This window comes from Burkholderiales bacterium, from assembly GCA_035560005.1.
Lineage (GTDB): Bacteria > Pseudomonadota > Gammaproteobacteria > Burkholderiales > Eutrophovitaceae > DASRFY01.
This window is the reverse complement of sequence record DATMAN010000030.1, coordinates 1-19,619: the sequence shown is the minus strand read 5'-3', so window position 1 is coordinate 19,619 and position 19,619 is coordinate 1. Positions and strand designations below refer to the sequence as shown.

Below are 19,619 nucleotides of genomic sequence, written 5' to 3'. Positions count from 1 at the left end.
TCCCACCTGCCGCCCTGCTCCTCACTGGCCTTCCACCACCTTTTTCAGGCTCTCCAGCCCACCGGAATAGATGCGGTTGAAGAGCGCGACGAGCGTGTCGTCCTCCTGTCCGGGCGGCGGCTGTTCGGTCCAGTAGTCCAGTCTCCGGAAGCGCGCTTTCCAGTCCACCCGGGTCTTGCCGTCGTCGAGAGCGGTCAGGCTCATGGTGGCGAAATAGTCGCTCACCAGCGGTTGTCCGCCGACATAGGTGTAGGTAAAGGTCATCGTCCAGGGATCGTACTCGATCAGTTTTTCCTGCACCTTGGTGCCGTTGGCGCGCGTGAGCTCGCGGACGCAACCGACCTCACGATTGCGGCCGAGGATCAGCCTGCTCGAAGGGATCACCGTGAGCCAGCGATTGACGCCCACGAAATCGCCGGCGACCTCCCAGACCCGCTCGGCCGGCGCGTCGATCACGATCGACTGGCTGACCGAAAGCTCTCGCGCCTCGGCCCATACGGACTGCGGCAACGCGAGCGCCGGCACCAGCAGCACTGCTGCGAGAAACTTCCACATTGGCTTCCTCCCTGGTCTTGACTTTGTATCGGCGTGATTCGCCCCGGGGCACCGCAACCCGGTCATGGTTTCATCGCTGTTCACAGCCTAGCGCCACATGACCTCGCACTCTTCCTTGGCGGCGCGTGCGAGCAGCTCCATCAAGGGAAAGGCACGTCGTTTCAGCGAGACCGGCGGTTCCTTGTCTTCTTCCTTCCGCCCCTGTCTGGTCACGGCCGCCGATTCCGGTTCGCTTTCGAGCGCCTGCTCGAGCCGTGCGAGCGCGGCCGGAATATCCTTCGGCAGGATCGCGCCGGGAACGCTCCCGCTGTGGCCCATCATTTTCAGCAGCTTGACGGCGACATCTCCAAACATCGTCAGGTTGCCCACGTCGCTTTCGAAACGTACCAGCATGGATGGTTGTGGCAAGCGGTAACGAGGGAATCGTAGCGACAAACGCGCGGCGAAGAAAGTGAGACCGAAGTCCTGGCCCTCGGGTGATCGGAAGGACAGCCTCGCGGTAGACTTGCACCGTCGAGGCGCCCACGATGTTTGACGATCCGCTTCTGCTCGCGCGGGCCCAGTTCGGGCTCAACATTTCGTTCCACATTCTGTTCCCGAGCATCACCATCGCGCTCGCCTGGGTGCTGCTCTACCTGCGCATCCGCATCGGGCGCAGGGGGCCAGGCTGGCTCGCCCAGGCTTACCGGCTATGGGTGAAGATCTTCGCGCTGTCTTTCGCGCTCGGCGTGGTGTCCGGCATCACCATGAGCTTCCAGTTCGGGACCAACTGGCCCGGGTTCATGCAGAAGGCCGGGAACATCGCGGGTCCGCTGCTGGGCTACGAAGTGCTGACCGCGTTCTTCCTGGAGGCGACATTTCTCGGTGTCATGCTCTTCGGGCGCGAGCGTGTGCCCGGCTGGCTGCACACGCTGTCGGCCTTCCTGGTCGCGGCCGGCACCACGGCCTCCGCCTTCTGGATCCTCGCGCTCAATTCCTGGATGCAGACTCCCCGGGGCTTCGAAGCGATCGAAGGCCAGCTTCATGCCACCGACTGGTGGGCGATCATTTTCAACCCGAGCTTTCCCTATCGGCTCGCGCACATGATGATCGCCTCGGGCCTCACCGCGGCGTTTCTGATCGCCGGCATTTCCGCATTGCAGTTGCTGCGCAACCGCGCCTTCGAGCCGGCGCGCAGGATGTTGCGCACCGGTGTGGCGGTGGCGGCGGTGCTCGCGCCGGTGCAGATCCTGGTCGGCGATCTGCACGGCCTGAACACGCTCGAACACCAGCCGGCCAAGATCGCCGCCATCGAGGGCATCTGGGAAACCGGCCGCGGAGTGCCGCTGCTGCTCTTCGCGCTGCCCAACGAACGGGAGCGGCGCAACGACTACGCCATCGCGATTCCCAAGGGCGCGAGCTGGATCCTCACCCACGATGCGGACGGCGAGCTGAAGGGATTGAACGAATTCCCCGGCGCGCATCCGCCGGTGGCGGCGGTGTTCTGGAGCTTCCGTCTGATGGTGGGCGTGGGCGTCCTGATGCTGGCGTTCGCCTGGTTCGGCAGCGTGGTTCTGCTGCGCAAGCGCGAACCGCCGCGCTGGCTGCTGCGCGGCTTCGCGGCGATGACGTTCTCCGGCTGGGTCGCCACCCTCGCGGGCTGGTACACCACCGAGATCGGCCGCCAGCCCTATCTGGTCTACGGCGTGATCACGACCGCCGAGACCGCTTCCTCGGTGCCGGCCGGCGACATCGCGCTCACGCTGATCGGCTATGCGATCGTATACGCGCTGCTGCTCGTCTCGTACATGGTGGTTCTGACGCAACTCGCGATCAAGGACGCGACCGGGGAGGCATATCGCGCAGCGGCCCAACCCGCCGAGCCGCGTGTCGCTTGACGACAAGGGGAGGCAATATGGCGCACCATGAAGACATCGAGGCAAAAAGGAACACGAAGAAAAACACGCTCGCCCGGAACGCCCTGTGCAGCCTCGTGCTTGTGATTCGTTTCCGGACTTTCCCCTTGCAGCGACCTGAGCGTCTTTCGACCGACCGCTAGCCATGCAGCTCGATCTGCCGTTTGTCTTCATGGTGCTCATGGGCCTGGCGATCCTGGCCTACGTGATCCTGGACGGCTTCGATCTCGGCGTGGGGATCCTGCTTCCGCTCGCCAGCCGCGAGGAGCAGGACCTCATGGTGGCCTCGATCGGTCCGTTCTGGGACGCCAACGAGACCTGGCTCGTCCTTGGCGTGGGCATCCTGCTGGTCGCCTTCCCGCACGCGCACGGAATCATCCTGTCCTCGCTCTATCTGCCGGTCGCGGTGATGCTGATCGGGCTGATCCTGCGCGGCGTGGCTTTCGAGTTTCGCGTCAAGGCCTCGGGCTGGCATCAGGAAGCCTGGAATCGGCTGTTCTTCCTCGGCTCGCTGGGCGCGGCGCTGGCGCAGGGCGTGATGCTGGCCGGTGTGGTGACCGGATTCAAGCAGGGCGCGCTGGCTACCGCGTTCGGGCTGCTGGTCGGCGTCGGACTGGCCGGGGGCTATGCGCTGCTCGGCGCCACCTGGCTCACGATCAAGACCGAGGGGGACCTGCAGGCGAAGTCGCTGGCCTGGGGCAGGGCCGCGGTGCTGCTCACCGCCGCGGGCGTGGCGGCGATCAGCCTGGCCACGCCGTTTGCGAACACCGGGATCATGCACAAGTGGTTCGCGTGGCCGCGCATCCTGTGGCTCGCCCCACTGCCGATCCTGAGCGCGGCCGCGATCGCCGGCATCTGGATCTGGAACGGCCGGCTGCAGCGCGCCGCATCGAAACGCGAATGGCTGCCGTTCGTGCTGGCGGTGTGGATCTTCGTGTTCGCGTTCGCCGGTCTGGCGTACAGCCTGTACCCGTACCTGGTGGTCGATCGCATGACGATCTGGCAGGCGGCAGCGGCACCCTCTTCGCTGAAGTTCGTTCTTGTCGGCACCGTCATCGTGCTGCCGGTGATCGTTTTCTACACGGTGTTTTCCTATCGCGTGTTCTGGGGCAAGGCGAGGAACCTGACGTATGGCGCGTGAGTGTCGCGATTCCGTGAACCGCATGACTACGATGCGGTACGCACAGAGTTCTCTTCTCCCTTGACGTGTCCCCCGATGGTACGAAGTCACGACAGTCCCGTCGTCATGGTTCTTCCATGATCGAGTTCAGCGACGTCTCGAAGTGGTACGGCGGTTTCCAGGCGCTGGCCGACGTCACCCTGTCGATCCGGGAAGGCGAGCGCGTGGTGGTGTGCGGGCCGTCCGGCTCCGGCAAATCGACCCTGATCCGCACCATCAACCGCCTGGAGAAGATCGACCGCGGGACGATCCGCGTGGCCGGCGTCGACGTGAACGCCCCGAACACCGACGTCAACAAGCTGCGCCAGGACATCGGTTTCGTCTTTCAGCAGTTCAATCTCTTTCCGCACCTGACGGTGCTGCGCAACATCACGCTCGCGCCCACCAAGGTACGCGGGCTGCCGCTGCGCGAGGCGGAGGAAACGGCCAGAGCGCTGCTCGAGCGCGTGGGGCTCGCGGACAAGGTGAACGCCTATCCGTCGCAGCTCTCCGGCGGCCAGCAGCAGCGCGTGGCCATTGCCCGCGCCCTGGCGATGAAACCGAAGATCATGCTGTTCGACGAGCCGACCAGCGCGCTCGATCCGGAGATGATCGGCGAGGTGCTGGCGGTGATGGAAGATCTGGCGAAGGACGGGATGACGATGATGGTGGTGACGCACGAGATGGGCTTCGCGCGCCATGTCGCCGACCGCGTGCTGTTCATGGACCAGGGCCGCATCCTCGAGGAGGCGCCGCCCGAACGCTTCTTCGACTCGCCGCGGACGCCCCGCGCGCAGCAGTTCCTTCGCCAGATCCTCCGCCCGCTGGCCTAGAAAGCGCCCACCGCGGAGGACGCAAAGGCCAAGAGCCCAGCATGAAGGCGCGAAGAAGGCCTGAGGAGAGTTCCCGAGTTCCAGGCATTCCGCCGTGTCCAGTCCCTCGTGGTTCGGGACATTCGCGTTTCCTTTGCCTCTCCGCGGTGGGCGCCGGTCACCTTCCGCGGAGGAAGTACGAGCTGCGCCACAGGCTCAGCGCCGCGGCGGCGAGAAACCCGGCCGCGTAGCTCCCGCTCAGGCCCACGATGATCCAGAACACGCTCGGCAGCACCACCACGCCGGCGTAGGTCATCGCCAGCGAAGCGCCGGTCGCGGAGCCTGCCCGTCCGGCCGGCGCGATGCGCGCCACCTCGGAGAGGTAAACGCCGTTCCAGCCGATCGCGGTCGCTCCGTAGACGAAGCTCACCGCAAAAACGATCGCCACCGGCCAGTGGTCGCTGAACGCCGCGGTCATTGCCGCGCAAGCCGACATGGTCAGTCCGATGATGCCGAGCAGCGCGCGCGGCCGCACCCAGTGGTCGGCCACGATTCCCCAGGCGATGCGCCCGACGATTCCGGCGCTCATCGCGGTGGCGAGCGCCGCGCCCGCCACCGGCACCGAAAAGCCGACGCGCTGATGCAGATACACCACCAGGAAAGTGGCGAGGCAGGCCTGCATTCCCGAGTAGGCTGCCGAGGCGAGGCCCATCTCGCGCAGTCGCGGATGCCCGAGCACGAAGCGCAGCGGTTCCAGCAGGCTGGCCGGCTTCGATGGCGCAATGCGATGCGGGGCCAGATCGACCGCCGCCCGATAAGGCTGGATCGCAACGGCGAGCGCCCAGCAGATCACGCCGACCGCGAGTGCCGAGATCTTCCAGTTCGCCGCCACAACGAGCGCAGGAACGATCGCGCCGGCCAGCGCGCCGCCGATCGGCACGCCGGTCTGCTTGAGCGAGAAGATGAAGGCGCGCATGTGCTCTGGCGTGCGATCGACCAGGATGGCCGAGCTGGAAGGCGTGACCGGCCCGTAACCCGCGCCCATGATCAGCGCGCCGAGCGCGACCAGCCACGGGTCGGCGCTGGCGATCAGCGCAATGCCGGCTCCGCACAGCAGGAGGGATAACTGGCTCATGCGCAGCGCGCCGAGCCGCGCGATGACGCCGCCCGAGAACAGCGCACCCAGCGTCGCCGAGGCGAAGGTGAGCGTGGTGACCAGACCGACCCAGCTCGCCGGAAATCCGATCTCGACGTGCGCCGCCGGGGCCAGGACAGGCGGGGAAAACACCGCCATCGACACCAGGGCCTGGATCGCCATGGTTACGACGAGCGGCCATACCACGCCTCTCATCTGGCAACCGAAGCGCTCACCGCGGAGGACGCGAAGGACGCGGAGGAGAACGAAGCCGAGTTGGAAAGCGATGGGGTCGCAATGATCGAAGCTCGATCACAGACCTTGCTGTCCTTCATGGAACCGGTTCGCCTGGCGCTGCGCCGCAGCTCCACGGCGCCCGACGTACGCTTGAAGCGGGCCAAGCTATTCTCCATCCCGTGCGACGGAAGCTTGGAACGCGGTTCGCCGGGATTGCCAGCGTCCACGCGTCCCTCGCGCTGTGAGTTTGGCGGTCAGGACCTGGACTGGGAGAGGGCCTGGTCGAGGTCCCAGAGAATGTCGTCGACATCCTCGATGCCGATCGACAGGCGCACCATGTCGGGCGAGACCCCGGCCTTGACCTGTTCCTCCTCGGAGAGCTGGCGATGGGTGGTGGACGCGGGATGGATGACCAGCGTCTTGGCATCGCCGACGTTGGCGAGGTGCGAGAAGAATTGCAGCGACTCGATGAACTTGATGCCGGCCTGCGCGCCGCCCTTGATGCCGAAGGTCATGATCGAGCCGCAGCCCTTGGGCAGATATTTCTGCGCCAGCTTGTAGTAGGGGCTCGTCTTCAGCCCCGGATAGTTGACCCACGACACGCGCGGATGGCCGGCGAGGAACTCGGCGACCCTGGTCGCGTTCTGCACGTGGCGCTCCATGCGCACGTGCAGCGTTTCCAGCCCCTGCAGCAGCAGCCAGGCGTTGAGCGGCGAGAGCGCGGGGCCGAGCGTGCGCAGGGTCTCCATCCGGCACTTCATCGTGTAGCCGAAGTCGCCGAAGGTCTCGTGGAAGATCACGCCGTGGTAGCCGCGCGAAGGCTCGGTCATCATGGGGAACTTGCCGTTGCCCCAGGGGAATTTGCCGGATTCGACGATCACCCCGCCCATGGTCGTGCCGTGGCCGCCGATGAATTTGGTCGCCGAGTGCACGATGATGTCCGCGCCGAACCTGATCGGCTGGCACAGATAGGGCGAGGCGAAGGTGTTGTCGATGACCAGCGGCACGCCGGCGTCGCGCGCGATCATCGCCACGGCCTCGATGTCGAGGACGTTGATGCGCGGATTGCCCATGGTCTCGGCGTAGAGCACCTTGGTCCTGGGCGTGAGGGCCTTGCGGAAATTGTCCGGGTCGTCCGGGTCGACGAAGACGGTATTGATGCCGAACTGGCGGAACGTGACGTCGAACTGCGAGTAGGTGCCGCCGTAGAGCGTGCTGGCCGACACGATCTCGTCGCCCTGCCTGAGCAATGTGAGCAGCGCGCACATCTGCGCGGCCTGGCCCGATGCGGTGGCCAGCGCGGCGCGTCCCCCTTCCAGCGCCGCCATGCGTTCCTCGAACACGGCCACCGTCGGATTGGAGATGCGCGAATAGACATTGCCGAAGGTCTGCAGGTTGAACAGGCTCGCGGCGTGGTCCGCCGAATCGAACACGTAGGAGGTGGTCTGGTAGATCGGCACCGCGCGCGATCCGGTCGCCGGATCGGGAATGTGGCCGGCGTGCAGGCACAGCGTGCCGAATCCGAATTCTCTGTCTGCCATGGGAGTTCCGTGAATATCGTGAATAGGGTGACTACGCGACTGTCGTCACGGCCTCTAATACGGCAGCCACTGCGGGCGTTTGGCCGAGATCACCTTGGTGTTCACGCCCACCCAGTTCAGGCCGCCGAACAACCGGCCATGCTCGATCTTCACGCAGCGGTCCTGGACGACTTCGAGTCCCGCCTTGCGCGCCTTCTCCGCGGCCTTTTCGTTGCTCACCCCGAGCTGCATCCATAGCACCTTGGCGCCGACCGCGATGGCATCTTCGGCGATCGGCTCGATGTCCTCGCTTCTGCGGAAGCAGTCGACGATGTCGATTCTCTCGGGAATGTCGCGCACGCTGGCGTAGACCTTCTCGCCCAGGATCTCCCGGCCCGCGTAGGAGGGATTGACCGGGAAGATCCGGTAGCCGTGTTCCTGCATGTACTTGGCCGCGAAGTAGCTGGGCCGGTACCAGTTGGCCGAAAGTCCGACCACCGCGATGGTCTTGGCCGTGCGCAGGATGCGGCGCAGAGTATTGATGTCCGTGTTGTCGCTCATGTCCAGTCCGGTTTTCGGCCGCGCCTGTTGCAGCGCGGCAGCAAGCGGCGAAGTTTATCACCGGCGCCGGACAAGGCCGGCCGGCGCCCGGAATCGCGACCGGCATGACGCCTACATGACGCGCAATCCGCCCGCCGCGAATGGCAAGTGCATGAATTCGCAGCCCGATCCAGAACCTCACGATTTGACAGATTTGCCGGGCCGGCGGTTGTCATCTATACGTAAGGGGCCGGCTGCTACACCTGCCGCTCGGTTGCCCCTTGGGCGGTTGCCCGGGAGGAAGAATGGCCAAGAACGTACTTTTCTTCGTACACGGCATCGGACAGCACAAGAAGGGGTGGATCCACGCGCCGGGTGGACCGGTCGAGGCGCTGGAAAGCGCGATGAGACACTATCCCGCCTGCTTTCCTGCCGGGGCGAAGCTCGCCGACTACCTCGATCTGGTGGAAATCCGCTACGACGATGTCTTCGATCTGATCCTGGACACCTGGCAGGAACTGGGACAGTCGATTCCGGCCAACGCCGGCTTCGACTGGGTGGGCGCGGTCGGCAACCTGTGGCAATCGACCAACGGCCGGAAAGACCTGTTTCTGCGCTTTGGCGGCGACGTGCTGCTGTATTGCGGATTCGACTTGGTCGCGCGCACGGTGCGCCTGCGCGTCAATTCGGTGATCGCCACCAAGATCTACCAGACGTGGCTCGCAGCGGGCGGCGCGCCCGGCAACATTCCGCGCTTTGCGGTGGCGGCCCATTCGCAGGGCACGACGGTGGCGCAGGACGCGCTCTACCAGCTGGCGACCGCCCGGTGGGACGACGATGTGGCGGAAGTGGAGCGTCACAAACCGGAGCTGCTCGACAATCCGAACCTCGCCCCCGCGGACCGCGCCGACTTCAACGCCGTCGTGGCCGGCGCGCGAGCCAATCCCGACAGACCCGTCCCGGTAGGGCTTTCGGCGCTGTACCTGATCTCCAACACCATTCCTCTGCTCAGGCAGGTGGCGGGAGAGTACGCCCTGCTGAAAACGGACGGTGCCTACGACTGCGCGCGCGTATACAACATCAATCACGCCTGGGATCCGGTGAGCCGCGCGGGCGGCGGCGCAGCGAACCCCACGCCGCGACCGGGCTGGAGCAACATCACGATCCGCCACGTGCACCAGAGAAACGTTCACGGCTTCGGCCACTATCTCGCGAATCCGGCGGTGCACGCGCCGATCTTCGCGCGCCTGATCGACCCCGGTTTTACCGGCGCGTGCGCGCAAGCAGCCCGGGCGCTCGCCCAGTCGCCCGAATGGACCGGTTTCGGCGGCGCGCTGGCCGGGCTGGACCAGCAGGCGCGCCAGATTCTGGAGGACGGCTTGCGCGGGCTGGTCACCGGGCAGACGTCGATCGCCGCGCTGCGCGCGGCGATCGAGCAATTGATCAGGCAGTTCGCGGACGCCTGATGCGACCCTTCACGCTGCTCACAGCGGGCTTTTTCGGATGGCAGGCGGCTTGCGCCGCAACGCTCGACGGCGATGCGGTTCGCATGTGCGATCGGCTCTTGCAGGTCACTCCCGAGCTGCAGCCCTCGGCACTGATAGAAGCGAGTGCGGCCGACCTCGACGCTCGCCGTTTCGCGGCGGTGTATTCGCGGTTCGCCGATCGCTTCGAGGCCACGCTGGACGACGCCACGAAAGCTGAGCCCGCGGTCGCGCGTTTTCTCGCAAACGTGCGCGCTGCGCGTCTGGAACCCGCGGCCTTCGACGCGGCGCCGAGCGACGATCGCACCCGGGAGACCCTGTTCGAGAACACCGATCAGCCGATCGCGCTCGCGTGCGATGCACTGCCGCGGCACGCACCGGACATGGTCGCGGTGTCGCTCATGACCGGATGGGTGCGCGGGCAGGAGCGGCTGCCGGAACTGGAACGGCGGGCGCGCCGGGTCGTGGAACAGTACCGCGATCACGAGGCGCTGCTGCGAAACGGGCTGCCGATGTGGCCCTGGGAGCTGTGGCTCAACGGCAAGCGCCTGGGCAGAAGCGACTGGGAGCCGCTGTTCCGTACCCAGTGGGTGGTGCTGCGCCCGACCGCGGGCGTCGAGATCGACGCCCGCAGCCGCGCCGAAGGCGACCTGGAGGCGAGCATCGGCATCGAGCCGCTGGGCTTCGTGCGCTATCGCACCGAGGACTACGCGTCGTGGTGGGGCGCTTCCCTGCTGGTCACCGCCAGCACCCGCGAAGGCATCGGCCTGGGCGGGTTGCTGCGCTGGAACGACTACGTGCTCGGGGTCACCCATCACGAATCGGACTCGCCCGCCAAGTCCGACGGGGTGTTCATCTTCCTCGGCGTGGATCTCTACGACCTCGTCAACCGGAAGCGCGAGGACTTCGCCAAGTGGAAGGACCTGCAAAGGCAGCGAGTCGGCAAGCTGCTCAAGGGCGAAGAATTCAGATAGCGGGGGGCGCCTTGATGCTCCCCCCGCGGCGAGGAAAGGAAAGAGCGATCATCTCGAGACCATGACTTCCCGCTACAGCCGCACGGGGAGCGCGCGCACGCGCCGGCCGGTCGCGCGATAGAGCGCGTTGCACACCGCGGGCGCGAGCGGCGGAACCCCGGGCTCGCCCACACCGGTCGGCTCTTCGGTGCCGGGGACGATGTGCACTTCGATGGCCGGCGACTCGTTCATTCGTGCCACTGCGTAGTCGTGGAAGTTGCTCTGCTGCACGCGGCCGTGCTTCAGCGTGATCTCGCCATGCAGGACAGCCGAGAGCCCGAAGATCGCGCCGCCGCCGATCTGCTGCTCGACGATGTTCGGATTGACCACGCGCCCGCAATCCACCGCGCACACCACGCGATGCACGCGCGGCACCCCATCGCGTACCGACACTTCGGCGACTTCCGCCACATAGGACAGGAAGGAGCGCGAGAGCGCGATGCCGCGAAAACGCCCGGAGGGCAGCGGCCTTCCCCAGCCGGCCCGTTGCGCCGCCAGCTCCAGCACCTTCAAATGACGCGGTGAGTGCGCGAGCAGCTTGCGCCGGTACTCGAACGGATCCTGTCCGGCCGCCGCCGCCAGCTCGTCGATGAAGCTCTCCACGACGAAGGCGTTGTAGGAGTGGCCCACCGAACGCCAGTAGCCGATGGGCACCGGCGTGTCGGCGCGCACCCAGTCGACGAGCAGGTTGGGAATTGCGTAGGGCAGATCGGCGGCGCCTTCCACCGCGCTCTCGTCCACGCCGTCGCGCGTGGCGCCGAACAGGTCGGTGGCGAACTCCGGCATCCAGGACGGCAGATCGCGCAGGATGATCGACGGTGCGACGATGCGGTGCCGCCAGGCGAGCGGCAGGCCGTCGGGGCCCAGCACCGCTTTCAGCTCGTGGCGGCTCATCGGCCGGTAGAAGTCGTGCGCCATGTCGTCTTCGCGCGACCACACCACTTTCACCGGCGCACCGACCGCCTTCGAGATCTGCACCGCCTCGGCGACGAAGTCCGAGACCAGCCTGCGGCCGAAGCCTCCGCCCAGCTGCGTGGTGTGGATCTCGATGCGCTCCTCGCGCAGCCCGGTGATCTTCTTCGCCACGCCTCGCGCGCCGCCCCCGAGGAACATCGGGAAACCGCCCTGATACTGCGTCGGTGCCCAGATCCGGCAGCGCTCCGCCTCCACGTGCGCGGTGCAGTTCATCGGCTCCATCGTCGCGTGTGCGAGGAACGGCAGCTCGTAAGTCGCTTCGAGAACACTGCCGGCTGAAGACAGCACCTTGGCCGCGTCGCCATCCCGGCGGGCGACCCTGGCTGGGCCGGTGGCCGCGAGCGTTTCGAACCGGGCGCGCAGTTCCTCGCTGCCGAGCATGGCGTCCGGACCCTCGTCCCAAGTCACATCCAGTGCCTCGCGGCCGCGCGTTGCCGCCCAGTAGCTCTCGGCGACCACCGCGATCCCGGAATCGATCGGCACCACGTGCCGCACGCCGGGTATGGCCTTCGCCCTGCTGCCGTCGAAGCGCTGCGCTTTGCCGCCGAAAACCGGGCAGCGGGCCACCACCGCAGTGAGCAGCCCGGGCAGCCGGACATCGATCCCGAACTGCGCTTGCGCGCTCACCTTCTCCGCGGTGTCGAGCCGCGCGAGCGGCGTGCCGATCAGGCGGAAGTCGGTTGCATCCTTGAGGGAGACCCGTTCGGGCACCGGCAACCGCGCCGCCCTTTCCGCAAGCTCGCCGTAGGACAGCACGCGCCCGGTGGCGTCGTGGAACACGCGCCCCTGCTCCGTGCGGCAGCTCTCCGGCACCACGTTCCATTGTTCCGCCGCGGCAGCGACCAGCATCGCACGGGCCTTGGCACCGGCTTCGCGCATGGGCTGCCAAGCCGCACGGACGCTGGCGCTGCCGCCGGTGACCTGCACCGGCACCGGAAAGGCCGGGTTGGCGTAGACCGCGTGCGCCGGCGCCTGCTCGTATTGCACGCGCGACCAGTCCGCATCGAGTTCCTCGGCCGCCAGCATGGCGAGCGCGGTCAGCACGCCCTGCCCCATCTCCGAGCGGTCGATGACGATCCGCACCGTGCCGTCCGCGAGCACGCGCACCCACGCATTCGGCGCGAACGGCGCGTCCGATCCGGGCGCTTGCGGCGTCGAACACCCGGGCAGCCACGCGGCGACGGCCAGCCCCGCGGCGGCCCCCGCCCCGTTCTTCAGAAACTCGCGCCGGGATTCGGAATGCAAGTCTCGCATCGTCGTTTCTCTTGAAAAGAAGCAGGAACTTCGAACCACGGAGGAGACCGAGGAAGAACAGGATGCCTCGAGAAAATGCAACCGAGGCAGCTCGCGGAAGGCTTCTGTTCTGGTGAGACCTGAAGCCGCGCGCTCGCTTCTGCAGCGGTCCTGCTTTCCCATTGCAGAGCTTCTCCTGGCCTTTGTGTTCTCTGCGTGTCCTGCGTGGTTACGTCGGAGACCTTGCCGCCAAGACGAGCAAGGCGCCGCGCCTTCGGCAGGCGGGCGAGCTTCCTGACCTCGGCGTAGAAGACGCCCAGATCGCCGTTCGCCTGCGCGATCAGGCCCTGGAACGCCGGAACGAGGTCGTTGTAGGCGGCAACCGAGGCGAGCTTCGCGTTGTCGAGCGGCTCCTCGAACCAGCGGTCGTATCCGGGAAAACCGCCCCACTCCCGCCTGAGCGCAGCATACGCTTCGCGCATGGCGGCGAATACCGCCGCCTTTGCCGCGCGCTTGTCTTCCTTCGGCCGATCCGCAGCGTACACGCTGCGAAGCTCGGCGCGGGTGCGCGCGACCAGAGCGAGGAACTGCTGTTTTCGCTCCTGTGCCTGTTCGAAGGCCCGCAGCCGCTCGGGCGATCCTTGTCGTGCGAGCCAACGGCGCACGCCTTCCAGCTCCACCGCGGTCGCGAAAGACTCGTTGAAGACGGTGTCGTCGCGCACGTACACCACCTGGTGGGCCAGTTCGTGGAAGATCAGGCGCGCCAGCTCGGTCTCCGGATAGTGGACGAAGGTGTTGAGCACCGGATCGCTGAACCAGCCCAGCGTCGAGTAAGCCGGCACGCCGCCGACGAACACGTCGAAGCCCTTGTCCCTCAAGCGGGCGGCGAAGCGCCGAGCGCCCTGTTCGGAAAAGTAACCGCGGTAGGCCACGCAGCCGGCGAACGGAAAACACCAGGTGACCGGATCGAGCGAGAACTCCTGCGCCGCGAACACGTTCCACAGGACGTACGGGCGATGCAGGTCGGCATAGCCACGGAAGCTCCTGTTGTCCGGCAGGGCCAGCTCCCGGCTCGCGTACTCGCGGATTTCGGCGACCCGCTCCAGTCGATGGCGCAACGACCGCTCCACGCTCTCGTCGCGCACCCAGCGCTCGATCGGACGGGTCGCACGCCACACCTGCATCTGGCCGCCCAGCGCCTGCGCGTAATAGCCCATCGTCTGGCAACTGCCCAGAGCGATCAGCGCCGTGCCGACCGCAAGCCCTCTAGCCAGAATGCCGGAAGCGCCCATGGTGCAGGAACGCGCACACCTGGCTGGACACACGCGCGGAAAACAGCATCCCGGTGTGATTGACGCGAAGAACGACCGAATCGCTTGCACCCTCCAGACGGGTTTCCGCCACCGTCACCGCGCCGTCGTGGGGACACGGCAGGCGCGTCACAAGCCGGCCGAGACCGATCGGCAGATTGCCGGCCAGTACGCCGATCTCCACGCCCGCGGCAACGGCCGGCGGTGACCCCGCATGCCAGACCGGCAGCGTCTTGCCCAGCATCCACCTGCCGAGGCGAGTCTGCCCGAAGCTTCGTCCCGCCAGGCTGCCCGCAACCGGAGTGCCGAGCAGCACGACACGCTTGACGCGCGGATCGGCGCCTTGCGCCAGCGCGCGCAGGATCACCACACCTCCGAGACTGTGGCCGACAAGGTGCAGCACGCGCGCCTTTGCGCCCGCAATCCATGCTGCCAGCCGCTTGGCATTGTCCTCGATCGGGGATCGCACCGTCGGGTAACGAAAGACCGATACCGCGAAGCCGCAGCGCCGCAGGCCGAATCCGAGCGGATACATCGCCAACGGGTTCATCCACAGACCGTAGACCAGCAGCACCCGCTCGGGGTCGTCCGCCGCGCTCATCTCGCAGAATATCCGGCGCGCATCGCAGCGCCCGATATCGCGGCGATGTCGGCCGCCTTGGTGCCGGCACCGATGACGGCGGCGCGTTCGATCGTGCTGTTGGACGGCATGCTGTGCGGCTGCGCGATTCGAAGGAATGTTCCGCATTATAGGTGAGCGCTGCTGCTACACTTGCGCTCGCCCGCATGCAGATGCCTTTCCCTGTAGAGACGCTCGTCGCGGTTCCGCTGATCGCGCTCGCCGCGTACGTGATTCTCGGTCTGTCCGGCTTCGGCTCGGCGCTGGTCAACATTCCGCTGCTCGCGCACTTCCTGCCGATGCAGACCATCGTGCCCATGATCGTGGCGGTCGATTTCTCCGCCACCTTCGCCACGCAACTGCGTTTCCGCCGCGACATCGAGACCGCCGAGCTCAGGCTCGTAGTCCCGTTCATGGTCGTCGGCATTCTGGCCGGCGTGACGCTGCTGGCCACTCTGCCGGCGCGCATCACGCTGGTGGCGCTCGGCGCCTTCGTGGCCGGTTACGGGGCCTATCGTCTGCTCGCGCCGGCGCGCGCGGCCTCGATTTCGCGCGCCTGGGGTGTCCCCACCGGGCTTGCGGGCGGGCTGGTCGGTGGCCTGTTCGGTGTGGGCGGACCGATCTATGCCGCATACATGGCCGCGCGGCTGGAGGACCCGGCGAAGATGCGCGCCACGCTCTCCGCGATTTTCGCCTGCAGCACCGGCCTGCGCCTGACGGTGTTCCTGCTGTCGGGACTGCTGCTTCGAAGCGATGTCTGGTGGGGCATCGCGCTGATGCTGCCGGGAATGTTGCTGGGGCTGCACATCGGCCATCGCCTGCACGGCCGCCTGGACCGCAAGCGCATTTCCATCTTCGTCAGCGTACTGCTGATCGCCAGCGGACTCTCGGTGCTATTGAGGGCCCTTTAACACGGAGGCCTCGAGACCTCGACGCGGAGGCGCAGCTACAGGGGTCCGCGCGCAGAGGTCGACCGTACCTAATCCAGGAATCCCACCGACTTCGGCAGCCAGAGCGCGAACTGCGGGAAGGCGATGATCAGAATCAACCCGATCACCTGCAGCGCCACGAACGGAACGATGCCGCGGTAGATGTGCGCCATGGTCACCGTTCTCGGCACCGTGCCCTTCATGTAGAACAGCGTGAAGCCGAAAGGCGGCGTCAGGAACGAGGTCTGCAGGTTCACCGACATCATGATGATGAACCAGGTGAGGAAGACGATCGGAGCGCCCTCGCCGATGTGCGGACCGAACTCCAGGCCCTGCAGCACGGGGGCGAATACCGGCAGCACGATCAGGCAGATCTCGATCCAGTCGAAGAAGAAGCCGAGCACGAACACCAGCACCATGAGGAAGACCAGGATCTCCCAGCCGGTGTTCAGGCCCAGTGCGGCGAGGATCTCCTTCACGATGTCGTCGCCGCCCAGCGCGCGAAACACGAAGGAGAACAGCGTGGCGCCGAAGATGATGAAGAACACCATGGCGTTGGTCAGCGCGGCGCTCTCGATCACTTCCTTCATCGCCTTGAGGTTGAGCCTGCCGTTGAACCATGCCAGCAGGATGGCGCCGAAGGCGCCCACGCCCGCCGCTTCCGTGGGCGTGGCCCAGCCGGCGAAGATCGAGCCCAGCACCAGGATGATGAGGAAGGTCGGCGGCAGGAAGCTCTTGCCGATCATCTTCCAGAACTCGGCCCGCGTCCTGGGGCCGATCTCGGGTGGCAGCGGCGGAGCAAGATCCGGTTTGCGGAAGCTCAGCACGCCGATATAGATCAGATAGAGGAACGACAGGATCAATCCGGGGATCACCGCCGCCGCGAACAGCGTGCCCACCGAAACCGAGAGCAGGTCGCCCATGATCACCAGCATGATCGAGGGCGGGATGAGGATGCCGAGCGTGCCGGCGGAAGCGATCGTGCCCACCGCGAGCTCCTTGCTGTACCCGCGCTCCAGCATGGTCGGCAGCGCGATCAGTGTGAGCATCACGACCGAAGCACCCACGATCCCGGTCGTCGCCGCCATGATCGTGCCCATGAGGGTGACGGACATCGCCAGCCCGCCGGGGATGCGCCGCGTGAGCACCTGCAAGCAGTGAAGCAGATCGCTCGCCACGCCGCTGCGTTCGAGCATCGTGCCCATGAAGATGAACATCGGAACGGCGACCAGCACCGGGTTGGATGCCGCCGCGCCCCAGACTCTGGGCAGCAGATTGAAGAACTGCAGAGGGTGGAACACGTCGAGGACCATCCCGAGGGCGCCGAAGAAGATCGCGATCCCGCCCAGCACGAAGGCCACCGGGTAACCGCAGAACAGCGCGATCGCGAGCACCACGAAGAGCAGCGCCGCGAGATGCTGGCCGAGCCATTCCATGGTCCTCGCGCCTCAGTGCCGTCGGGCGCCGGCGAACGCCGCCGCCTGGCGCAGCCGTTCGGGCCCGAACAGAAAGACGACCACTCGCAGAAAGACCGAGACCACGGCCACCAGGAGCAGCACCAGTCCGAGAAAGATGATGCCCTTGGGAATCCAGCGCCAGGGCAATCCGCTGGGGTTCTCGGAATACTCGTTCTGCAGCCAGGCGATCCAGAAGAAGTCGAAGCTGAAATAGATCGCAATCAGGCAATAGGGCAGCGCGAACACCAGGCAGCCGAAGAACTCCGCCCAGGCATGGGCGGCCGGCGTGGCGTGCGCAAAGGCGATATCGATGCGTACGTGGCTGTTGCGCACGTAGGCCATCCCGAGCCAGAAGGAGAAGATGGCGGTGTGCAGGTGCCACTCCAGCTCCTGGAGGCGGGTCGAACCCAGCCCCGGAATCTGGAACCCGGCCTTGCGCGAGAGCACGTCCAGCACGATCACCGCCGTGCAGACGACGAACAGCCAGCCCGCGGCCATCGCGACTTTCTCGAGCACGCGATTGATGCCGTCGCTGGTCTTCAGCAGGCGGTCCATGATGTCGGGCGAAAGGCAGCGGGCGCGGTGGATGGAGAAGCCAAAGACCGGCGAGTGTCACTGCAAGCGCTGCTTGCAGTCCTCGGTCATCGGTCTTCGGCCACCCGTCCTCCGTCGTCGGTGTTCTGTCCTCAGTTGGTGAGGTAGCCGTACTCGCGCCAGATCGCGTAGTCGGCGCGGAACCTGGAATACGAATCCCAGGCCTTCTTGAAGTTGGCGCTCTTGGCGGACTCTTCGGCGACCACCTCGGTCCACGCCTTCTCGTAGGCCTTCATGATTTCCGGCGGCCAGCGCAGGATCTTCACCCCGTGTTTGTCGCGCATCTCCCGCATCGCTTTCCACTGGATCGCTTCGCCCTCGGCGATGATGTCGCGGATGGTGTCGCCGCAGGCCTGCTCGATGATGGCCTTGTGCTGGTCGGAGAGCGCCTCCCACTTCTTCTTGTTGATGAACAGGTCGAGGATCGAAGCCTGCTGGTGCCAGCCCGGGAAGTAGTAGTACTTGGCGACCTGGTAGAACCCCAGCTTCTGATCGAGCGCCGGCATGGAAAACTCGGTGGCGTCGATCGTCCCCAGTTGCAGCGCCTGGAAGATGTCGCCGGGGGCGAGCAGCTGGACCGACACGCCCAGTTTTTCCATGACCCGTCCGCCGAGGCCGAAGAAACGCATCTTCAGGCCCTTGAGGTCGCTGACGGTCTTGATCTCCTTGCGGAACCAGCCGGAGGCCTCGGGCGGATGTATGCCGCAGATGGTCGCGTGCACGCCGTGCGTGTCGAACATCTCGTTCTGAAGCTGCTGCCCGCCGCCGTAGTACATCCACGCCAGATACTCGCCGATGCCCGGACCGAACGGCACCGTGGTGAACAGGTTGTAGACCGGATCGATCCCGGAAAAGAACCCGGGTGCCGACCATGCCGCGTCCACCGAGCCGCGCGACACCGCCTGGATGGCCTGCATGGCGGGCACGAGCGCGCCCGGCTCGTGGATCTTGAGTTCGAGCGTGCCGCCCGAGGCACGCTGGATCCGTTTCGCGAGCCTCGGGGCGGCTTCGCCGACGAGCGTGAGCGAAGTGGGATAGGTGCTGGTGACGTCGAGCTTGACGTGCGGGCCCGCCGCCGCGGCCTGGGCACTGGCTGTCTTGGGGGCTTCCGCCCCGCGTTCACCGCAGCCGGCCACGAGCCAGGCCACGATTGCCGTGGCAGCACACGCCACGCGCAGACGATTGTAGGGCCGCTTCATGCGCTTCTCCTCCGCTGGCGCCCGGTCCGCTTTCCGGGCTTGTTATGCAACGCCTGACGCGTCGCCGGGAGGAATTACAGACGGATTGCGGCCGATTGTCCAGCGCGGACGGATGTTCGCCTGGATGGAAGCGAATGGCCGGCTGGCTGCGGGCGCACCGGTCGAAAGGGATCGCCGTCCGCCGGCGATGGGTGGAACCCTCTCCCCTATGATCCTCCGACGCTCTCCCTCGAGGGGGGAGAAGCGAGAGCCGGACTCAAGACGTCATCCACCGTGTTGACGACACGAGGCAGCCGTGATTCGGCAAGCCGTCACGGCAGCCGGTAATCGAAGTGCTGACTGCAGTGCAGCTCGCCGTTGGCGCCGATGAACTTGCAATTCCAGGGTCCTCTGCCCTGGATGCCGGCATACTTGCCGGTGCCGCCGGCGATTTCGTTGATTCCCTCGCCGCCACCGGGAAACTCCCTTCCGTGCCAATCCGTGAAGATGCGATCGCCGTCGGCGTCGCCGAATGCGCAGAAGCCTTTGCTCTTGCCGTGGCCATCGATTACGAAGAACGTAAAGAAGCAGGTCGCGGGCCCTCCATGAAGCGATCCCGCCCCTCCGTCGTTGAACGTCACGCCGATGGCCGTTCCATGCCCCTGGACATGTTTGTCCGCCACCGTGGACGGGTGTCCCTCCGCCTTGAAACCCGTGTGAAAGCTGATGCGTCCCGATTTCGGGAGTTGCTGCGCGCCAAGTGCCGGACAAACGCCGGCGAACAAGGCTGCGGTCAAAAGAACAGTCGTCTTCATGTTCATTGCGTCCTCCGATCTCGCCAAGGGTCGCCTGGATGAGCCCCGCCACGTCACCTCGACCCGACAGGCACGCAGCCGTACACCTACCACTGACAGCTTCCGGACCAGCGCACGGCGGCCATCTTTCCCTGGAGCGGCGTGACCTCCCATTGAGCG

18 protein-coding genes are annotated in these 19,619 nt (G+C 66.2%); 6 read left to right on the top strand and 12 right to left on the bottom strand.

The window, feature by feature from the left end; all coding sequences use genetic code 11:
- Positions 1 to 21: 21 nt before the first annotated feature.
- On the bottom strand, positions 22 to 555 hold the full coding sequence (locus VNM24_03790) for an SRPBCC family protein (protein HWQ37721.1): 534 nt from the start codon (positions 553 to 555) through the stop codon (positions 22 to 24).
- A gap of 87 nt (positions 556 to 642) precedes the next feature.
- Positions 643 to 948: a DUF1840 domain-containing protein gene (locus VNM24_03785; GenBank protein ID HWQ37720.1), complete on the bottom strand. Its 306-nt coding sequence runs from the start codon at positions 946 to 948 to the stop codon at positions 643 to 645.
- A gap of 134 nt (positions 949 to 1,082) precedes the next feature.
- Here VNM24_03785 and VNM24_03780 point away from each other — a divergent pair, with 134 nt between their 5' ends.
- The 3 genes from VNM24_03780 to VNM24_03770 all read left to right on the top strand — a co-directional run bounded on the left by VNM24_03780 (position 1,083) and on the right by VNM24_03770 (position 4,442).
- A complete protein-coding gene (locus VNM24_03780) occupies positions 1,083 to 2,432 on the top strand; it encodes a cytochrome ubiquinol oxidase subunit I (GenBank protein HWQ37719.1) in 1,350 nt (449 codons plus the stop codon).
- A gap of 163 nt (positions 2,433 to 2,595) precedes the next feature.
- Positions 2,596 to 3,591: a cytochrome d ubiquinol oxidase subunit II gene (locus tag VNM24_03775; GenBank protein ID HWQ37718.1), complete on the top strand. Its 996-nt coding sequence runs from the start codon at positions 2,596 to 2,598 to the stop codon at positions 3,589 to 3,591.
- 116 nt (positions 3,592 to 3,707) lie between these two features.
- Entirely contained in the window at positions 3,708 to 4,442 is a 735-nt protein-coding gene (locus VNM24_03770) for an amino acid ABC transporter ATP-binding protein (GenBank protein ID HWQ37717.1), read from the top strand.
- Positions 4,443 to 4,599: 157 nt separating this feature from the next.
- On the opposite strand, the gene VNM24_03765 is transcribed toward VNM24_03770, so the two are convergent.
- The 3 genes from VNM24_03765 to VNM24_03755 all read right to left on the bottom strand — a co-directional run bounded on the left by VNM24_03765 (position 4,600) and on the right by VNM24_03755 (position 7,874).
- Positions 4,600 to 5,772: an MFS transporter gene (locus VNM24_03765; protein ID HWQ37716.1), complete on the bottom strand. Its 1,173-nt coding sequence runs from the start codon at positions 5,770 to 5,772 to the stop codon at positions 4,600 to 4,602.
- 275 nt (positions 5,773 to 6,047) lie between these two features.
- Positions 6,048 to 7,334, bottom strand: coding sequence for an O-acetylhomoserine aminocarboxypropyltransferase/cysteine synthase family protein (locus VNM24_03760; protein ID HWQ37715.1), 1,287 nt, complete (start codon positions 7,332 to 7,334; stop codon positions 6,048 to 6,050).
- 54 nt (positions 7,335 to 7,388) lie between these two features.
- The gene (locus tag VNM24_03755) at positions 7,389 to 7,874 is read right to left on the bottom strand and encodes a CoA-binding protein (GenBank protein HWQ37714.1); all 486 of its coding nucleotides are present in this window, start codon (positions 7,872 to 7,874) and stop codon (positions 7,389 to 7,391) included.
- A 284-nt stretch (positions 7,875 to 8,158) separates the two neighbouring features.
- Between VNM24_03755 and VNM24_03750 the strand changes: the two genes are divergently transcribed.
- Together VNM24_03750 and VNM24_03745 are read left to right on the top strand one after the other, a co-directional pair.
- Entirely contained in the window at positions 8,159 to 9,319 is a 1,161-nt protein-coding gene (locus tag VNM24_03750; GenBank protein HWQ37713.1) for a hypothetical protein, read from the top strand.
- Positions 9,319 to 10,311 (top strand): hypothetical protein, encoded by a 993-nt coding sequence (locus VNM24_03745; GenBank protein ID HWQ37712.1) that lies wholly within the window; start codon positions 9,319 to 9,321, stop codon positions 10,309 to 10,311. Before VNM24_03750 ends, VNM24_03745 begins: the two co-directional genes overlap by 1 nt.
- Positions 10,312 to 10,383: 72 nt before the next feature.
- Here VNM24_03745 and VNM24_03740 read toward each other — a convergent pair whose 3' ends face one another.
- Genes VNM24_03740 through VNM24_03730 form a run of 3 tightly spaced genes read right to left on the bottom strand, consistent with a single transcriptional unit; the run spans position 10,384 to position 14,469 of the window.
- Positions 10,384 to 12,579, bottom strand: coding sequence for a xanthine dehydrogenase family protein molybdopterin-binding subunit (locus tag VNM24_03740; protein ID HWQ37711.1), 2,196 nt, complete (start codon positions 12,577 to 12,579; stop codon positions 10,384 to 10,386).
- Complete coding sequence (locus tag VNM24_03735; protein HWQ37710.1) at positions 12,540 to 13,850, bottom strand: aminopeptidase; 1,311 nt, start codon at positions 13,848 to 13,850, stop codon at positions 12,540 to 12,542. Before VNM24_03735 ends, VNM24_03740 begins: the two co-directional genes overlap by 40 nt.
- Entirely contained in the window at positions 13,825 to 14,469 is a 645-nt protein-coding gene (locus VNM24_03730; protein HWQ37709.1) for an alpha/beta fold hydrolase, read from the bottom strand. The genes VNM24_03735 and VNM24_03730 overlap by 26 nt, the downstream gene beginning before the upstream one ends.
- A 191-nt stretch (positions 14,470 to 14,660) precedes the next feature.
- Here VNM24_03730 and VNM24_03725 point away from each other — a divergent pair, with 191 nt between their 5' ends.
- The gene (locus VNM24_03725) at positions 14,661 to 15,398 is read left to right on the top strand and encodes a sulfite exporter TauE/SafE family protein (protein HWQ37708.1); all 738 of its coding nucleotides are present in this window, start codon (positions 14,661 to 14,663) and stop codon (positions 15,396 to 15,398) included.
- 68 nt (positions 15,399 to 15,466) lie between these two features.
- On the opposite strand, the gene VNM24_03720 is transcribed toward VNM24_03725, so the two are convergent.
- The 4 genes from VNM24_03720 to VNM24_03705 form a co-directional block, all read right to left on the bottom strand.
- Positions 15,467 to 16,852 (bottom strand): TRAP transporter large permease subunit, encoded by a 1,386-nt coding sequence (locus tag VNM24_03720; GenBank protein HWQ37707.1) that lies wholly within the window; start codon positions 16,850 to 16,852, stop codon positions 15,467 to 15,469.
- A 12-nt stretch (positions 16,853 to 16,864) separates the two neighbouring features.
- Positions 16,865 to 17,428 (bottom strand): TRAP transporter small permease subunit, encoded by a 564-nt coding sequence (locus VNM24_03715; GenBank protein ID HWQ37706.1) that lies wholly within the window; start codon positions 17,426 to 17,428, stop codon positions 16,865 to 16,867.
- 131 nt (positions 17,429 to 17,559) lie between these two features.
- Complete coding sequence (locus VNM24_03710) at positions 17,560 to 18,666, bottom strand: TRAP transporter substrate-binding protein (GenBank protein ID HWQ37705.1); 1,107 nt, start codon at positions 18,664 to 18,666, stop codon at positions 17,560 to 17,562.
- A gap of 311 nt (positions 18,667 to 18,977) precedes the next feature.
- Positions 18,978 to 19,466, bottom strand: a complete 489-nt coding sequence (locus tag VNM24_03705; GenBank protein ID HWQ37704.1) for a hypothetical protein — start codon at positions 19,464 to 19,466, stop codon at positions 18,978 to 18,980.
- Positions 19,467 to 19,619: the final 153 nt, after the last annotated feature.